Below are 14,394 nucleotides of genomic sequence, written 5' to 3'. Positions count from 1 at the left end.
CGGCCTTTTCACCACCCATGCCGCTGGAACCGCCGTGAGCAAAGACCCCGACCGTCTATTCGCCCAACCCCTGGCCCAAGTGCCGGACTTCGCCTTCAACGAGGACGTGGTGCGGGTGTTCCCGGACATGATCAAGCGTTCCGTGCCGGGTTACCCGACCATCGTCGAAAACCTCGGCGTGCTCGCCGCGCAATTCGCCCAGCCCAATAGCGTGCTCTACGACCTTGGCTCGTCCCTGGGCGCCGTGACCCAGGCCCTGCGCCGTCATGTGCGCACCGACGGTTGCCGGGTGATCGCGGTGGATAACTCGGCGGCGATGGTCGAACGCTGCCGTGAATACCTCAACGGCCAGGACTCGATGTTCCAAGAGCTGCTGCCGGTGGAAGTGATCGAAGGCGACATCCTCGCCTTGGCGTTCCAGCCGGCCTCGGTGGTGGCGCTGAATTTCACCCTGCAATTCATCGCGCCGGACCAACGCACAGCACTGTTGAGCCGCATTCGCCAGTCCCTGCTGCCAGGCGGCGCCCTGATCCTCTCGGAAAAGCTACGCTTCAACGACGCCGAGGAACACGCCCTGCTCACCGACCTGCACGTGGCGTTCAAGCGCGCCAACGGCTACAGCGAGCTGGAAATTGCCCAGAAACGCAGCGCCATCGAAAACGTCATGAAGCCCGACAGCCTCGAAGAACACCGCGAGCGCCTCTTGGCGGCCGGGTTCTCGAAAGTCGTGCCGTGGTTCCAGTGTCTTAACTTCGCCTCGTTGATTGCCCTGCCATGATCGATCTGTCCCCCCTCGCCCGCCATCTGGCCGGCACACCCCTGGCCGATTGGGCCGCGACGCTGCAGACGCAACTCGACAGCAAGATGGAAAAGGGCCACGGCGACCTGGAGCGCTGGCAAAGCGCCCTCGATGCGCTGCCGGTCTTGCAACCCACCACCGTCGACCTGCTGAACGGCCTGACGCTCGACGCTGATTGCTCCGACGAAACCCGTGGGCAAATGCGTACCGCGCTGATGGGCCTGTCACCCTGGCGCAAAGGGCCGTTCGACCTGTTCGGCGTGCACGTGGACACCGAATGGCGCTCGGACTGGAAGTGGTCGCGGGTGGCGCCGCACTTGGATCTCAAGGGCAAGCGCATCCTCGATGTGGGCTGCGGCAATGGCTACTACATGTGGCGCATGCTCGGCGCCGGGGCCGACACGGTGATCGGCGTCGACCCCAACTGGCTGTTCTTCTGCCAGTTCCAGGCGGTGCAGCGCTACCTGTCGCAGCCCAACGCCTGGCATCTGCCGTTCCCCTTCGAGGCCCTGCCAGCGGAACTGGAAGGCTTCGACACCGTGTTCTCCATGGGCGTGTTCTACCACCGCCGCTCGCCGATTGAACACTTGCTGGCCTTGAAGGATTGCCTGGTCAAGGGCGGTGAACTGGTGCTGGAAACCTTGGTGATCGAAGGCGACGAACATCAGGTGCTGGTGCCCGAAGACCGCTATGCGCAGATGCGCAACGTGTGGTTCCTGCCGTCGGTCCCGGCCCTGGAACGCTGGCTGCGCCGCGCCGGATTCAGCGATGTGCGTTGCGTGGACGTGAGCCTGACGACCGTGGAAGAACAGCGCAGCACCGAGTGGATGAAATATCAGTCCCTGAGCGACTTCCTCGACCCCGCCGACCACAGCAAGACCATCGAAGGGCTGCCAGCGCCGATGCGGGCGGTGATTGTGGCGCGTAAATAAATCGCCCGAGCCCCTGTGGGAGAACAGCCTGCTCACTTAAGGGCTGCCAATCATTGTGGCGAGGGAGCTTGCTCCCGCTCGGCTGCGCAGCAGTCGTAAAAGCTGCCAACCGATTTTTCCTGATGCACTGTGTTGAATGGTTTGGGGCTGCTGCGCAGCCCAGCGGGAGCAAGCTCCCTCGCCACAAGGGTATGTGTTCAACCTTGCGATTTGGCTCTTCGGGCCTTGAAGAACTCGCTAAGCACCGTACTGCACTCCTCAGCCAACACCCCGCCCTCGAACAGCACCCGATGGTTCAGGAAGCCCTGGCTGAAGAACTGCCCCTGGCTCTGCACGATGCCGGCCTTGGGCTCCAAGGCGCCATAGACGACCCGGGCGATGCGTGAATGGACGATCAAGCCGGCGCACATGCTGCACGGTTCCAGCGTCACGTACAGCGTGCTGCCGGGCAGACGATAGTTGCTCACGGCCTGGGCGGCGGCGCGGATCGCGACCATTTCGGCGTGGGCGCTGGGGTCGTGACCACTGATCGGGCAGTTGAAGCCGCGCCCAATGATTTCACCGTCCTGCACCAGCACTGCGCCCACCGGCACTTCGCCCAGGGCGGCGCCTTGTGCGGCAAGGGCCAGGGCTTCGCGCATGAAGTCCTGGTCACGGCTGCGGTCGATGATCTTGGCGGGGCGAATCTGGCGCATCACGCCACCTCGATGGCGGCCATCAGGCCGGTTTCCATGTGATCGATCACATGGCAGTGGAACATCCACACGCCCGGATTATCCGCCACCAGCGCCACCTGCGCCCGCTCGTTCTTGCCCAGCAAGTAGGTGTCAGTGAAATACGGCACGACCTTGTGCCGGTTCGACGCAATCACCTTGAAGCTCATGCCGTGCAAATGGATCGGGTGCTGGTACTGGGTCATATTCTTCAATTCGAAAATGTAGCTCTGGCCTTTCTTCAGCGTGGCGATCGGCCGGTCGGCGCAGGTCTTGTCGGTGATGTCCCAAGCCTTGCCGTTGATTTGCCACAGGCTTGGCGGTTTGCCGTTGTCGACATTCACCGACACCGAGCCGACCCATTCGAAATTGAAGTTGAGTTTCTCGGCATTGGCCAGGTCCGGCTCGGCCACCGGGTTGGGCGGCAATGCTGGCGGCCATGGCGCCGGCGCGTCACTGTTGGGCACCGAACGCAGCGTCCCCAGGCGCACCGGGCCGTTGCGCAGCGATAACGCCTCGCCAGCCGGCGGTGCCTTGATCGCCAGGCAAATGCGCATGCCTGGCCCCAGCCAGTATTCCTTGCCCAACGGGCGCGGTTCGATGGGGTTGCCATCCAGCGCATAGATCTGCGCTTCAACACCGGGAATGTTGATGCGGTAAGTCAGGGTGTTATCAAGGTTGAGCAAACGCACCCGGGTGATCTGCCCGGCCGGCAGGTCAATCACCGCTTGCGGCACGCCGTTGATAGTCGACAGCCGCCCGGCCGTGCCGCCACGGGCCGCCTCGCGGGGAATGCTGAACGCGACGAACTCGCCCTGCTCATCCACATGCCAGCTCTTGAGGCTCAGGGTCTGCTCGTATTTGAAACCGGTGGGCTCGCGCTCTTCGATGATCAACGGCCCCACCAGCCCACGCCCGAGTTCTTCGCTGCTGTTGACGTGGGGGTGATACCAATAGCTGCCGGCGTCCGGCACACGGAATTTGTAATCGAAATACTCGCCCGGCAGCACCGGCAGTTGCGAGACATAGGGCACGCCGTCCATCTCCAGCGGCAAACGAATCCCGTGCCAATGGATGGTGGTGGCGACCGGCAGATGGTTGATGAAACGAACCCGCAACCATTCGCCCTGGCGCACCCGCAGCTCGGTACCCGGCGCCGAAGGGCCAAACGCCCAGGCCTGGGTCTTGTGCCCGGCCACCAGTTCCACATCCAAGGGCGCGGCGATCAATTCATAGTCGTGACCGGCCTCGGCATCCGTCCTTTTGCCCAACCAGTACCGTGACGCGCCGCCTGCACCCACACCAACGACAACAAGACCGGCCAGGCCACCGAGTATTTGGCGACGGGTAAAGGACATGAACGCAACCACCTATTGAATCCGCGCGAACCGTTGGGCCCGCAAAAGGCGAATACGATACACCCGCAGATGAGAAACGGTAAGGAAACCAAGATGAAAAAAACGTGTAGTGGTCATTTCCCGACAGATGAATGAATCGAGCGCTCAGCGCTTCGCCCCCAGCGGGAGCAAGCTCCCTCGCCACGGTTTTGCGGTGGCGGGAGCGGTGAGGCGAACCTTCAGAATTCCATTACCCGCAAAACAACGAACGCCCCCCACGCCGAAACACGCTCTTGTGGCGAGGGAGCTTGCTCCCGCTGGACTGCGCAGCAGCCCCTCTACAGTCAGCCTTGCAAGCCGGTGATCAGGTGCACTACGCCGTTGTTCAGCGTCATTACCGCCGCCACACCCGCGCCGCTCAACCCGGCCCGATCGATCCGGGCCACATCCCACAGTTCCACCCGCAGTCGCGTCAACGCCACAGGTTGATGGGACTTGAGGTTTTCCGCGCCGCCCAACGCAGCAATGAGGGCCGGCGCCAGCCCGTCAACCGTTGCCGGCCGCTTGGGTTCTTCCGGGACCAGGTCCGGGGTCAAGGCTTTCCAGAAGGTCTGTTGTAGTTTGTCGAACATGTTCAATGCTCCATGGCCAGGGTGGCCGGGGTGGCCGTGGATGAGTGAATACGCAGGAGATCACGCACCTGCTCGGCGCTTTCCTGGCCCAAGGCCTGTTGAGCCAGCGTGCGGCACTCGCTCAGGTTCCATTCACGCACACAGGCCTTGATGGCCGGAATCAACGGCACACTGACCGATAGCTCATCTACGCCCAACCCCAACAACACCGGCACCGCCAGCGGTTCCGATGCCAGCGCGCCACACACCCCGACCCATTTGCCATGGGCGCGAGCGGCCTCGGCGGTACGGGCGATCAGGCGCAACACCGAGGGATGCAGGCTGTCGGCCTGGCTGGCCAAACGTGGATGGTCACGGTCCATGGCCAGGGTGTATTGGGTCAGGTCGTTGGTGCCGATGGAAAAGAAATCCACTTCAGGGGCAAACAGGTCAGCCATCAGCGCCGCCGCCGGCACTTCGATCATGATGCCCAGCTTCGGCGCCTGCGTGAGTCCCAACTGACGGACCTCCTCATCCAGCATTTGCCGCGCCAGGCGCAGCTCCGCCAGGTGCGTGACCATGGGCAGCATGATGTGCAGCCGTGCCAGCCCCGAACAGGCGAGGATTGCCCGGAATTGTTCGCGCAATAACTGGGGTCGCTCCAGGCACAAGCGAATGCCGCGCATGCCCAGGAATGGATTGGCCTCATGCGCCATCGGCACGTAAGCAAGCGGCTTGTCCCCACCCACGTCGAGGGTGCGAACCACCAGGTTGCGCTCAGGTCCGAGAACCCGGGCGACGGCGCTGTACAGGGTCGCTTGCTCGTCGTGGCCAGGTGGGTGGGCGCGATCCAGGTAGAGCAGTTCGGAGCGCAACAGTCCCACACCTTCGCCTCCAAGGGCCATGGCCTGCTCCACGTCTCGCAGCGACCCGACATTGGCACTGACCTCGACTCGATGGCCGTCCAGGGTACGAGCCGCCAGGGCCGACTGCTCCAGGTCTCGCTGATGTCGCTGGCGCTGCCGCTCAGCCGCGACCTGGCGTTGCTCGATCAAGGCCTGATCCGGGTTCACGTGCAGTTCACCGCTATCAGCGTCCAGCAACACCCGAGTGCCGTTCTCCAAGGCCAACACGTCTTGCGCCACGCCACACAACGAGGGCAGGCCCAGCGCACGGGCCAGGATCGCGACATGGCTGGTGGCGCCGCCGCCCACGGTGACAAAACCGGCGATGCGTGAGGTGTCGAGGCTGGCGGTCTGGGAGGGCGTCAGTTGCTCGGCCACCAGAATCGCCTGTTCGGGCAGGTTCCAGGCGTTGTCCTGCACGCCCAGGATCAATTTGAGTACCCGCTGCCCGACATCGGCCAGGTCCGTTGCGCGCTCGGCCAGCAAAGCGCTGCCCAATTGCAGGAACAGCGCGGCGCTTGCCTCGGTGGCGGTTTTCCAGGCGAATGCCGCGCTCTTGCCCGCGGCGATCAAGGCTTGGGCCTGCTCCAGCAAGGTGGGGTCTTCGAGCAATTCTTGATGGGCACGAAAAATCTGTGCCTGGACGCTGCCTGCCGCCTCGCCCTGTAATGCTTTCAAGGCTTGCGTCGCCTGCTCCAGTGCTTGATCCAGGGCCGCCTGCTCGGCCTCGATGCCGACGCCCGCCGCCTCGATGTCCAAGACCTGGGAAGCGATCTGGACCACTTCACCAAACGCCGAGCCGGGCGATGCGCAGACACCCCGCAGCCGGCTGGGCATCGACGGTTCGACGGCAGTGATCGGCTCCAGTGTTAGCGGCGCTTGCACTGTTTCGCCGCACCCTGACAGCAGCAATTGTTCCAGCGCTTCGACGGCCTGCCCAGCCTGGGCACCGGCGGCGCTGATCTGCACACTGTCGCCCTTGGCCGTCCGCAACGCCATGATCGCCACCAGGGATTTGGCGTTGGCGCTGGCTTGCTGCTTATGCAGTTGGATATGGGCGTCGAAGCCCTTGGCGGCCTGGGCGAACACCGCGGCGGGACGGGCGTGCAGGCCACTTTCATTGGGCACGACCAGCCGCCGGGAAAACAGCACCGTGCCCGGCTGCGTCTCATTGATCGCCCCTTGCTCACCTTGGCGCACCTGCAACAGCGGCGCGCCGCTCTCGATGCCAGTGGCCTCGTCCACGAGCAGGCTGAAGGGTTCGCCACTGACCACCAGCATCAGCGTCAACAGACTGCGCGCGTGCAAGGCGATGTAGTCGGCATCGAAATCGATCAGCGGCTGACCGGCCTCGACCCGTTGCCCCATGGTCACCCGCGAGGTAAACCCCTCGCCCGCCAGGTTGACCGTGTCCAGGCCGATATGCATCAGCACCTGGACACCATTGTCAGCGGTGATACTCACCGCATGGGCGCTGTCCTGGAGCGTGCCGACGACACCGGACAGCGGCGCGCAAAGGGTTTGCGAGGTCGGATCGATACAAATGCCATCCCCCACCACACGGCTGGAGAAAACCGGATCCGGCACGCTGTCCAAAGGCATCAAGACCCCGGACAGCGGTGCGAGCAATTGCAAGGATTGCGTTGTGTTCATGACTTCACCTGCTGCTGTCTGTTCTTTTTCGCATTGCGGGCACGCCGATCAGCGACCCGCGCCTGCACGGGTCATTTCCACCAATATTCGACCTGCAGGCCCACGTTGGAACCATGCCGCGCCCCACCAAACGCACCGGTGTCGGACAGCGCCGAGCCGGCCGCCAACTCATTGGCTGCACGCTGGGCCGCCGCGTTCCAACTGGCGTAGGTGTAATAGAGCCGTATTTCCGGGCGCGCCCAGAATTCCGGGCCCTTGGGCGACCAGGTGGGGGCAAAGGTGAATTTGCTCAGCTTGCGTGTTCCATCGTTGGCCTGCACCTGGTCGTGGCCCAGTTCGGCCACCAGCTTGAACTGATCGGTGATGGCGTACGCCGGGCGAACTCCCAACGACAGCCAGTCCTGGTCGGCACCATCGGGGCGGATGTCCTTCTGGTACACCGCCTGCACCTGCCCGCCGAAACGCGGCGTGACCTGCCAATCGAAAAACTCCACCAGACGATAGCTCTTGTTGCTGTCGTCCAGCCCGGTGTCGCCGGTATAACCCAGCCCGGTGCCGGGGCCCTCGCCGTATTGCAAGGCCAGTTTATTCTTGCCACCCAGGAAGTCCTGTTGCACATGCTGGGCGGTCAGGGCCCAACCGCGGTGGGCGTCACGACGGTTCGCCCGGTCGATGAAGCTCAGGCCAAATTCCAGCTCGCCGCCGGGGTTGGTCCTGAAACCGGCGACGTTGAAGTCATGCCGGTTGACCGGGTCTTTCTGGTAGAGGTTGTCCTTGCGCGAGAAGGCGTAGCTGTATTTCAACCCGCCGATCAGCACGTCCTCGATCCCGCCACCGGTGGCGCTCTGGTTCCAGTAGTAGAAATCCGAAATATGGATGTCGTTGCGTTTGTAATACCGCCGGCCGGCCCACAACGACCCGCCGTTCAGGCTGGGCATATTCGACCATTGGGCATACATCTGCGGCATGCGCGCCGCGCCGTTTTCACCCTGGAAGGTCGGCGTGCGGTCGTAGCGGTTGTACAGCGACGCCATGCCGTCCACGCTCAACACCGAGCCATCGTCGAGGGTGAACAGATCCTGGCGCAGCTCCAATTCCCCGTACTGCTCGCACTCGTTGCCCAACCGATATTTGGTCTGCGCCCCAGGCAATTGGAAACAGGATTGGGAACGGCCATTGGTCGCGCTGCCGACGCCACTGCGCAAATAACCGGAAAACTCCAGCGCCTGAACCGGTAACGGCAGCGCCAGGCAGATACAGGACGCGGCCAGGCCACGGTTTATTATTGTTTTCATACGCCTCTCCATTGTTTCTTATTGTTGTTTGCTCCATGACTTCCCCCCTTGTTTGCCGTTTGGCCGGCGACAAGGGGCCCACGATGCGTCTGGCGCAACGTGTTCGCTGTCAGGCATTGCCTGGGTCAAGGGAAGTTTTTTATTCAGTCGCTCAGGTGCAGCACGAACGACTCGTAGGGCCGCAGGCGCAGCCGTCGGTATCGGTGTTCAGCCGCTTCGTAGTTGCCAATCACCCAGCGTTGTTTCGTCTCTTGGGTGAGGATCCCTTCGGGCAGCTCCACCTCGCAGTCGCCGCCATAAAAATGGCTGACCACCAGCAGGCGCTCACCCTGCCCTTCGCGCAGGTACGCCCACACGCGTGGATGCTCAGGCAACAGCAGGCGATAGACGCCGTCCTGGATCAAGGCTTCGCTGCGACGCAGGGCGATCAGCTCGCGGTAGTAATGCAGCACCGAGGTCGCGTCTTTTTGTTGTTGCTCGACGTTGATGAACGCGGCGTTGGCAGGCACGCCAATCCAGGGTTCGACCCGACTGAACCCAGCGTTCGGCCCAGCGCTCCATTGCATTGGCGTGCGCCCGTTGTCACGGGACTTCTGCATGATTGGCGCCATGGCCTCGGCTTCGGGGACTCCGGCGTTGCGCTTGAGGCGATAGATATTCAGGGTTTCCACATCGCGGTATTGCTCGATGTGATCGAAACCCGGATTGGTCATGCCCAGCTCCTCGCCCTGGTACACGAATGGCGTGCCCTGGAGAAAATGCAACGCCGTGGCGAGCATCTTCGCCGAAGGCACGCGGTACTCACCGTCGTCACCGAACCGCGACACCACTCGCGGCTGGTCATGGTTACACCAGAACAGCGCATTCCAGCCGTCACCGGCCTGCATGCCGACCTGCCAGTCGGACAGGATGCGTTTGAGCTCGAGAAAATCGAAGTCGGCCCGCACCCACTTTTGCAGGTTCGGATAGTCCACCTTCAGGTGATGGAAATTGAAGGTCATCGACAGTTCACAGGAGGCCGGGCACGAATAACGAACACAGTGCTCGAGGCTAGTGGACGACATCTCGCCAACGTTGATCAGGTCGAAACCCTCGAAGACTTCCCGGTGCATTTCCTGCAAGTAGCGATGCACATTGGGACCGTCGGTATAGAAACGCCGGCCGTCGGTGTGGTCGTCAGGAAAGTCGGCCGGCTTGGAAATCAGGTTGATCACATCGAGACGGAAGCCCCCCACGCCCTTGTCCCGCCAGAAACGCATCATCTTGAACACTTCGGCGCGGACCTGGGGGTTGTCCCAATTCAAGTCGGCCTGGGTATGGTCGAACAGGTGCAGGTAATACTGTCCGGTCTGCGCTTCGTATTCCCAGGCCGAGCCACCGAACTTGGACTCCCAGGTGTTCGGCTGGTCCCGCCAGATATAAAAATCGCGGTACGGGTTGTCGAGGCTGCTGCGGGCGGCCTGGAACCAGGGGTGCTCGATGGAGGTGTGATTGACCACGATGTCGAGCATCAGCTTGATACCGCGCTTGCGCGCCTCGGTGATCAACAATTCGCAATCGGCCATGGTGCCGTAGCTGGGGTCGATGGCGTAGTAGTCGCTGATGTCGTAGCCGTTGTCCCGTTGCGGCGAACGCAGGAACGGCGTCAGCCACAGGTAATCCACACCCAGCCACTGCAAGTAGTCGAGCTTGTCCACCACCCCCAGCAAATCACCAGTGGCCTGGCCGCCATGGCTGTAGAAACTCTTGGGATATATCTGGTAGATCACCGAGCGTTGCCAGTCTTGCATGTGCAATTCCTTCAGTCTGTTTGGTACTGGCCTTGCGGGCCTCATCGCGGGCAAGCCCGCCCACAGGGTCAGGCCACCCGATACCCCGGCCGGACGATCTTCATGCTCAACGCACAGGTCAGGGCAAAGGGCACGCTCATGGCGATGACCATGCCGACCACGAACATCGGTATGTAGTCAGGCACGATGGAAATGAATCCCGGCAGGCCTCCGACGCCAATCGCCGAGGCCTTGATCTTGTTCAGTGACAGGAAAATGCAACCCAGGGCCGAGCCGGTCAGGGCGCAATAGAAGGGGAATTTGTAGCGCAGGTTGACCCCGAACATTGCCGGTTCGGTGATGCCGAAATAAGCGGAAATCGCCGAGGTGGACGCCATGCTCTTGTCCCGCGCATTGCGGGTCATGTAGAACACCGCCAGCGCCGCGCTGCCCTGGGCCAGGTTGGACATGACGATCATTGGCCAAATGAAGGTGCCGCCCTGGGTCGAGATCAACTGCAGGTCCACCGCCAGGAACATGTGGTGCATGCCGGTCACCACCAGCGGCGCATAGAGCAGGCCGAAAATCGCCCCGCCAATCACCGGTGCCAGGTCGAACAGCGCCACCATGCCTTCGGTGATCAGGATGCCCAGGTGCCGGGTGACCGGACCGATGATGGCGAGGGCCAGCACACCGGTGATCACAATGGTGGTGATGGGAATCACCAGCAGTTGGATGGCGTTGGGCACCCGGGCCCGCAACCATCGCTCGATCACGCTCATGACATAGGCCGCCAGCAGGATCGGCAGGATCTGCCCCTGGTAGCCGACTTTCTCGATCCGGAACCAGCCGAAGATATCGAAATACGGCAGGCTCTGGCCGTCCAATCCCGCCACGGCCTTGCCGTAGTTCCAGGCGTTGAGCAGGTCCGGGTGAACGAGCATCAGGCCCAGCACGATGCCAAGGATCTCGCTGCCGCCGAAACGCTTGGCCGCCGACCAGCCCACCAAGGCCGGGAGAAAGACGAAGGAGGTGTTGGCCATGAGATTGATCAGGCTCCAGACGCCGTCCAGGTTCGGATAGGCATCGAGCAACGTCTGCCCGGCAATGAACATGCCCTTGGCGCCCAGCAGGTTGTTGACGCCCATCAGCAGGCCGGCGATCACCAGGGCGGGCAGGATGGGCATGAACACATCGGAGAGCACCCGCACCAGGCGCTGCATACCGTTGCCTTTCTGCGCGCCCTGGCGCTTGACGTCGGCGATGGTCGCGGCGGCCAGGCCCGTCAGCTCGCGCAGGGCCGCGTAGACCTTTTCCACCTCGCCGGGGCCAATGACCACCTGGAACAGGCCACCGGTGAAAAAGGAGCCCTTGACCAGGTCGATCTGGTTCAGCGTGGCGCTGTCCACCCGGGTCGCGTCCTTGAGGGACAGGCGCAGGCGCGTCACGCAGTGGGCGGCCTGCTCGATATTGTCGACGCCACCCAAGCTGTGCAGCAGCTCGCTGGCGATTCTGGAGTAATCGTGGCTCATGCTTTTTTCTTCCGCGTCATTCTTGTTATTGAGAGTCGACAGCACGTGGAAGAGAAAGTACTCGTCTGTACGAGTTAAATCAACAACTCGTACAGACGAGTTATGTTTTTGTTTATGATGAGCCCCCGACTGTCACGGAAACGTCCTACGCTCCTGTCGTCAAAGAATGACAGCCGAATGGACAAATCCCCCACTTGGCCCGTAAGGTTCCGCCCCGGTGAACAGCGCGGTACAGAGCCCTCTCCATGAGCAAATACAACCAGATCTACAACGATCTGCTGACCAGCATTACCACCGAACGCCTGGAGCGAGGCGCTCGCCTGCCCTCCGAAACCGAACTGATGGACAGTTATCAGGCCAGTCGTGGCACGGTGCGCAAGGCCATCGAACAACTTCAGGAGCGCGGCTTCGCCCAGAAAATCCATGGCAAGGGCACCTTCGTGCTGTCCACCCAGCCCATCGAATTCCAGCTCGGCGGCATCGTCAGTTTCCAGGAGACCTACCCGCGCCTGGGCAATGACGTCAGTACCGAAGTGGTCGAGTTCAGCCAGTTACCGTTGGAAGGCGCGCTGCTCGAGCACATCAAGGCCCCCGCCGGCAGCCAGGTCACCCGCATCAAGCGGGTCCGGCGAATCGACGGCAAGCGCGTGATCCTGGACATCAACCATTTCGTCAGCGACGTTATCCCCGGCCTGACCCGCGACATTGCCGTGCAGTCGATCTACGCCTTCATCGAACAGACCCTGCAACTGCAAATCGCCTACGCCCAGCGCACCATCGAAGCGGTCCGCTGCGGCAAGGACGACCAGCAGCACCTGGACCTCGAAGGCCAGAGCCATGTCATCGTGGTGAGTAACCAGACCTTTCTCCAGGATGGCCGGCAGTTCGAGTACACCGAGTCGCGGCATACGCTGGATAAGTTTTATTTTTCGGATGTGGCGCGGCGGTGAACGCAAAAAAGGCGTGTGGATACGGGTTCACATGGATTTGATTCGTTCACAGTTCTCTAATACCTAAGCCTGAAGGACTTCAGCGGTCGACAGGTTTTCCCGGCCGATATCGATCGATCACAGCAGCACACGCTCCGCCGTCCTCCTCAAACACCCGCGAGACGGCAACAGCGATTTCGACTCATACCCTGAACTGTTGCAGCACGGGCATTCCAGAAATGATGTCGTGCACCTGATCTTGTAGGTAACGGTTATGGTTGTAAAAAAACGATTAGATAAAAAGAGCCGCGCACAAAAACGATTACTCCTGACAACCGGCTCGTCGAACAGAGGAGAGGCTGAGATGTCTGTCACCCAACCAAAGCGTCCAACTCTTCGCAAGCCATGCCAGGTAACCGTCGGCCTTCTTTCGCAACGTTGACCTGCAACGCCACCTGAGCCACATCCAACACATTCTGGGTAAGCGAATAGCTGCCCTTGGCCTGCAGCCAGGTCAGCACGTCCGCCAAATGCCAGATAGAAGCACTCCCCTCGTGCACCGGCGTCGGGAAGCTGCTCGGATGAGCCAACATCAGCTTGCGCATATTCTGCCGAGACACGCCTACGATCTCCGCGACATCGGTCAGTCCGACCAAATCAGGCGCGACCTCGATCAATTTGGCCGACGGCACTGCGCGATGGACGTCGGCCAGAGCGCTAAGCACCGCCTTGACCGCATCAGGCGCCTCGCGGGTGAACTCAAGCGCCAGCCGGCCCGGTTGCCCGATGCCGACCAGAGCATCGTCGCAGCCCGCTTCTCCCAGCCGCTCCACCAGTTCATCCATGGCACAGCCATCGTTAGCAAGCTGATATTTCAAGGTAAAAATATATTCCATTGTTCTATTCCTCAGCATCGCCATCAGCGTCGCGCCGATTGCGATGCGCAGTGCAATTGTCCACGACGCGTCGCAATGCTCGCGCGTGGTTGCCAGGACTCTTCGGCGTGCTCCATATCGATGTGATACAGAATTCGCCACAGCGGCATTCCGCGTCTTTGTACGGGCAATAAACCCGCCCCCAAGCGTGACTGCCACCAGCGTCTACGCGCCACCCCTGCCCTTCGGCATACCTAAGCGTTTCTTCGATTTCTTTCTTCGGGTGCGTTGGACGAATCATCCGTGATCTCCAGTATTCGCATGATCAGCCAGGTTGTCAAATGACAACCTAGCTCATTCTTTCAAACGACGCTCTGCCCAGCGGGGTCACGTTTGCCCGGTCGCAGCATGGATACAGGGGGTACGAGGCGCAATACTTGGCACGCGACAGCGTTTCGCAAGGCGTGCCGGCGAAATTCCCGCAGGGCTTCGCCGTCCGATGATAAGCACTTCTCGGTGCCCGATGAGGCGGGGAATCGTAGCGAAAGGTGACTGAGCCGTCAGGTGCCATTGATGGCTGAGAGCGACGGACAAGCGAGGAACAACGATGGGGAATTGGTGCGTAGCAGATGGGCACAGACCGCTTGGAATCGCCTCTATCCTATGGCGAGGGAGCTTGCTCCCGCTGGGCTGCGCAGCAGCCCCAAACCCTCATCGGCGGTGTGTCAGGTTGACCCTACCCGCTTGGATTGGGGGCGCTTCGCACCCCAGCGGGAGCAAGCTCCCTCGCCACGGTTTTGTGTTTGGCTGGCAATGACGCGGGCCTTTCAAGTCTCATCACGTCAGTGACAAAGTGCTGATCCAGAAATAGAAGGATCTGGAAGCCGACCGCGTGCTGGCGAGGACCGACTACAAGGAGGTGCCGAACCCTAAAACGCCAAAAGCCCGCAACTAAGCGGGCTTCAGGGTGTTACTTGCTAGAGGCTACCGGTCAGCGCCGGACGCCCCATCACTCCCACTCTATTATTAATAGCGAAGTACTGG

General features: G+C 61.6%; 12 protein-coding genes and 1 pseudogene. 4 read left to right on the top strand and 9 right to left on the bottom strand.

Annotated features, from left to right (window positions below; genetic code table 11):
- Nucleotides 1-34: 34 nt before the first annotated feature.
- The gene (gene cmoA / locus HU715_RS00260; protein ID WP_053118678.1) at nucleotides 35-778 is read left to right on the top strand and encodes a carboxy-S-adenosyl-L-methionine synthase CmoA; all 744 of its coding nucleotides are present in this window, start codon (nucleotides 35-37) and stop codon (nucleotides 776-778) included.
- Nucleotides 775-1,731, top strand: coding sequence for a tRNA 5-methoxyuridine(34)/uridine 5-oxyacetic acid(34) synthase CmoB (gene cmoB, locus HU715_RS00255; RefSeq protein ID WP_186705432.1), 957 nt, complete (start codon nucleotides 775-777; stop codon nucleotides 1,729-1,731). The genes cmoA and cmoB overlap by 4 nt, the downstream gene beginning before the upstream one ends.
- Nucleotides 1,732-1,928: 197 nt before the next feature.
- Here the strand turns inward: cmoB and tadA are convergent, their stop codons facing one another.
- The 7 genes from tadA to treP all read right to left on the bottom strand — a co-directional run bounded on the left by tadA (nucleotide 1,929) and on the right by treP (nucleotide 11,546).
- Complete coding sequence (gene tadA / locus HU715_RS00250; RefSeq protein ID WP_186705431.1) at nucleotides 1,929-2,426, bottom strand: tRNA adenosine(34) deaminase TadA; 498 nt, start codon at nucleotides 2,424-2,426, stop codon at nucleotides 1,929-1,931.
- The gene (locus HU715_RS00245; RefSeq protein ID WP_186705430.1) at nucleotides 2,426-3,802 is read right to left on the bottom strand and encodes a multicopper oxidase family protein; all 1,377 of its coding nucleotides are present in this window, start codon (nucleotides 3,800-3,802) and stop codon (nucleotides 2,426-2,428) included. Before HU715_RS00245 ends, tadA begins: the two co-directional genes overlap by 1 nt.
- Nucleotides 3,803-4,125: 323 nt before the next feature.
- Nucleotides 4,126-4,413: a PTS sugar transporter subunit IIB gene (locus tag HU715_RS00240; protein ID WP_186705429.1), complete on the bottom strand. Its 288-nt coding sequence runs from the start codon at nucleotides 4,411-4,413 to the stop codon at nucleotides 4,126-4,128.
- Between the two features lie 2 nt (nucleotides 4,414-4,415).
- Nucleotides 4,416-6,950: a phosphoenolpyruvate--protein phosphotransferase gene (ptsP, locus tag HU715_RS00235; RefSeq protein ID WP_186705428.1), complete on the bottom strand. Its 2,535-nt coding sequence runs from the start codon at nucleotides 6,948-6,950 to the stop codon at nucleotides 4,416-4,418.
- 71 nt (nucleotides 6,951-7,021) lie between these two features.
- On the bottom strand, nucleotides 7,022-8,245 hold the full coding sequence (locus tag HU715_RS00230; RefSeq protein WP_186705427.1) for a maltoporin: 1,224 nt from the start codon (nucleotides 8,243-8,245) through the stop codon (nucleotides 7,022-7,024).
- Between the two features lie 143 nt (nucleotides 8,246-8,388).
- Nucleotides 8,389-10,035, bottom strand: coding sequence for an alpha,alpha-phosphotrehalase (gene treC, locus HU715_RS00225; RefSeq protein ID WP_186705426.1), 1,647 nt, complete (start codon nucleotides 10,033-10,035; stop codon nucleotides 8,389-8,391).
- A gap of 68 nt (nucleotides 10,036-10,103) precedes the next feature.
- Nucleotides 10,104-11,546 (bottom strand): PTS system trehalose-specific EIIBC component, encoded by a 1,443-nt coding sequence (gene treP / locus HU715_RS00220; protein ID WP_186705425.1) that lies wholly within the window; start codon nucleotides 11,544-11,546, stop codon nucleotides 10,104-10,106.
- A 245-nt stretch (nucleotides 11,547-11,791) separates the two neighbouring features.
- On the opposite strand from treP, the gene treR reads away from it, so the two are divergent.
- Nucleotides 11,792-12,496 carry a trehalose operon repressor gene (gene treR / locus HU715_RS00215; RefSeq protein WP_186705424.1) on the top strand — a complete coding sequence of 235 codons (705 nt, stop codon included), beginning with the start codon at nucleotides 11,792-11,794 and terminating at the stop codon, nucleotides 12,494-12,496.
- A 350-nt stretch (nucleotides 12,497-12,846) separates the two neighbouring features.
- On the opposite strand, the gene HU715_RS00210 is transcribed toward treR, so the two are convergent.
- Both HU715_RS00210 and HU715_RS27210 read right to left on the bottom strand, forming a co-directional pair.
- A complete protein-coding gene (locus HU715_RS00210) occupies nucleotides 12,847-13,371 on the bottom strand; it encodes a helix-turn-helix transcriptional regulator (RefSeq protein ID WP_186705423.1) in 525 nt (174 codons plus the stop codon).
- Nucleotides 13,372-13,375: 4 nt separating this feature from the next.
- On the bottom strand, nucleotides 13,376-13,651 hold the full coding sequence (locus HU715_RS27210; RefSeq protein ID WP_225917536.1) for a hypothetical protein: 276 nt from the start codon (nucleotides 13,649-13,651) through the stop codon (nucleotides 13,376-13,378).
- A gap of 540 nt (nucleotides 13,652-14,191) precedes the next feature.
- Between HU715_RS27210 and HU715_RS27510 the strand changes: the two are divergent.
- A pseudogene (locus HU715_RS27510) lies at nucleotides 14,192-14,275 on the top strand (winged helix-turn-helix transcriptional regulator); the annotation flags it as partial.
- Nucleotides 14,276-14,394: the final 119 nt, after the last annotated feature.

Origin of the sequence: Pseudomonas zanjanensis (genome assembly GCF_014268745.2) — a bacterium.
GTDB classification, from domain to species: domain Bacteria; phylum Pseudomonadota; class Gammaproteobacteria; order Pseudomonadales; family Pseudomonadaceae; genus Aquipseudomonas; species Aquipseudomonas zanjanensis.
Note: the sequence above shows the minus strand (reverse complement) of the source record. Positions and strands in the feature narration are given on the sequence as shown.

Coding starts and splice junctions, on each gene's coding strand:
- cmoB (WP_186705432.1), top strand. CDS start 775: ATGATCGATCTGTCCCCCCTCGCCCGCCATCTGGCCGGCACACCCCTG.
- tadA (WP_186705431.1), bottom strand. CDS start 2,426: ATGCGCCAGATTCGCCCCGCCAAGATCATCGACCGCAGCCGTGACCAG.
- HU715_RS00245 (WP_186705430.1), bottom strand. CDS start 3,802: ATGTCCTTTACCCGTCGCCAAATACTCGGTGGCCTGGCCGGTCTTGTT.
- HU715_RS00240 (WP_186705429.1), bottom strand. CDS start 4,413: ATGTTCGACAAACTACAACAGACCTTCTGGAAAGCCTTGACCCCGGAC.
- ptsP (WP_186705428.1), bottom strand. CDS start 6,950: ATGAACACAACGCAATCCTTGCAATTGCTCGCACCGCTGTCCGGGGTC.
- HU715_RS00230 (WP_186705427.1), bottom strand. CDS start 8,245: ATGAAAACAATAATAAACCGTGGCCTGGCCGCGTCCTGTATCTGCCTG.
- treC (WP_186705426.1), bottom strand. CDS start 10,035: ATGCAAGACTGGCAACGCTCGGTGATCTACCAGATATATCCCAAGAGT.
- treP (WP_186705425.1), bottom strand. CDS start 11,546: ATGAGCCACGATTACTCCAGAATCGCCAGCGAGCTGCTGCACAGCTTG.
- treR (WP_186705424.1), top strand. CDS start 11,792: ATGAGCAAATACAACCAGATCTACAACGATCTGCTGACCAGCATTACC.
- HU715_RS00210 (WP_186705423.1), bottom strand. CDS start 13,371: ATGGAATATATTTTTACCTTGAAATATCAGCTTGCTAACGATGGCTGT.
- HU715_RS27210 (WP_225917536.1), bottom strand. CDS start 13,651: ATGATTCGTCCAACGCACCCGAAGAAAGAAATCGAAGAAACGCTTAGG.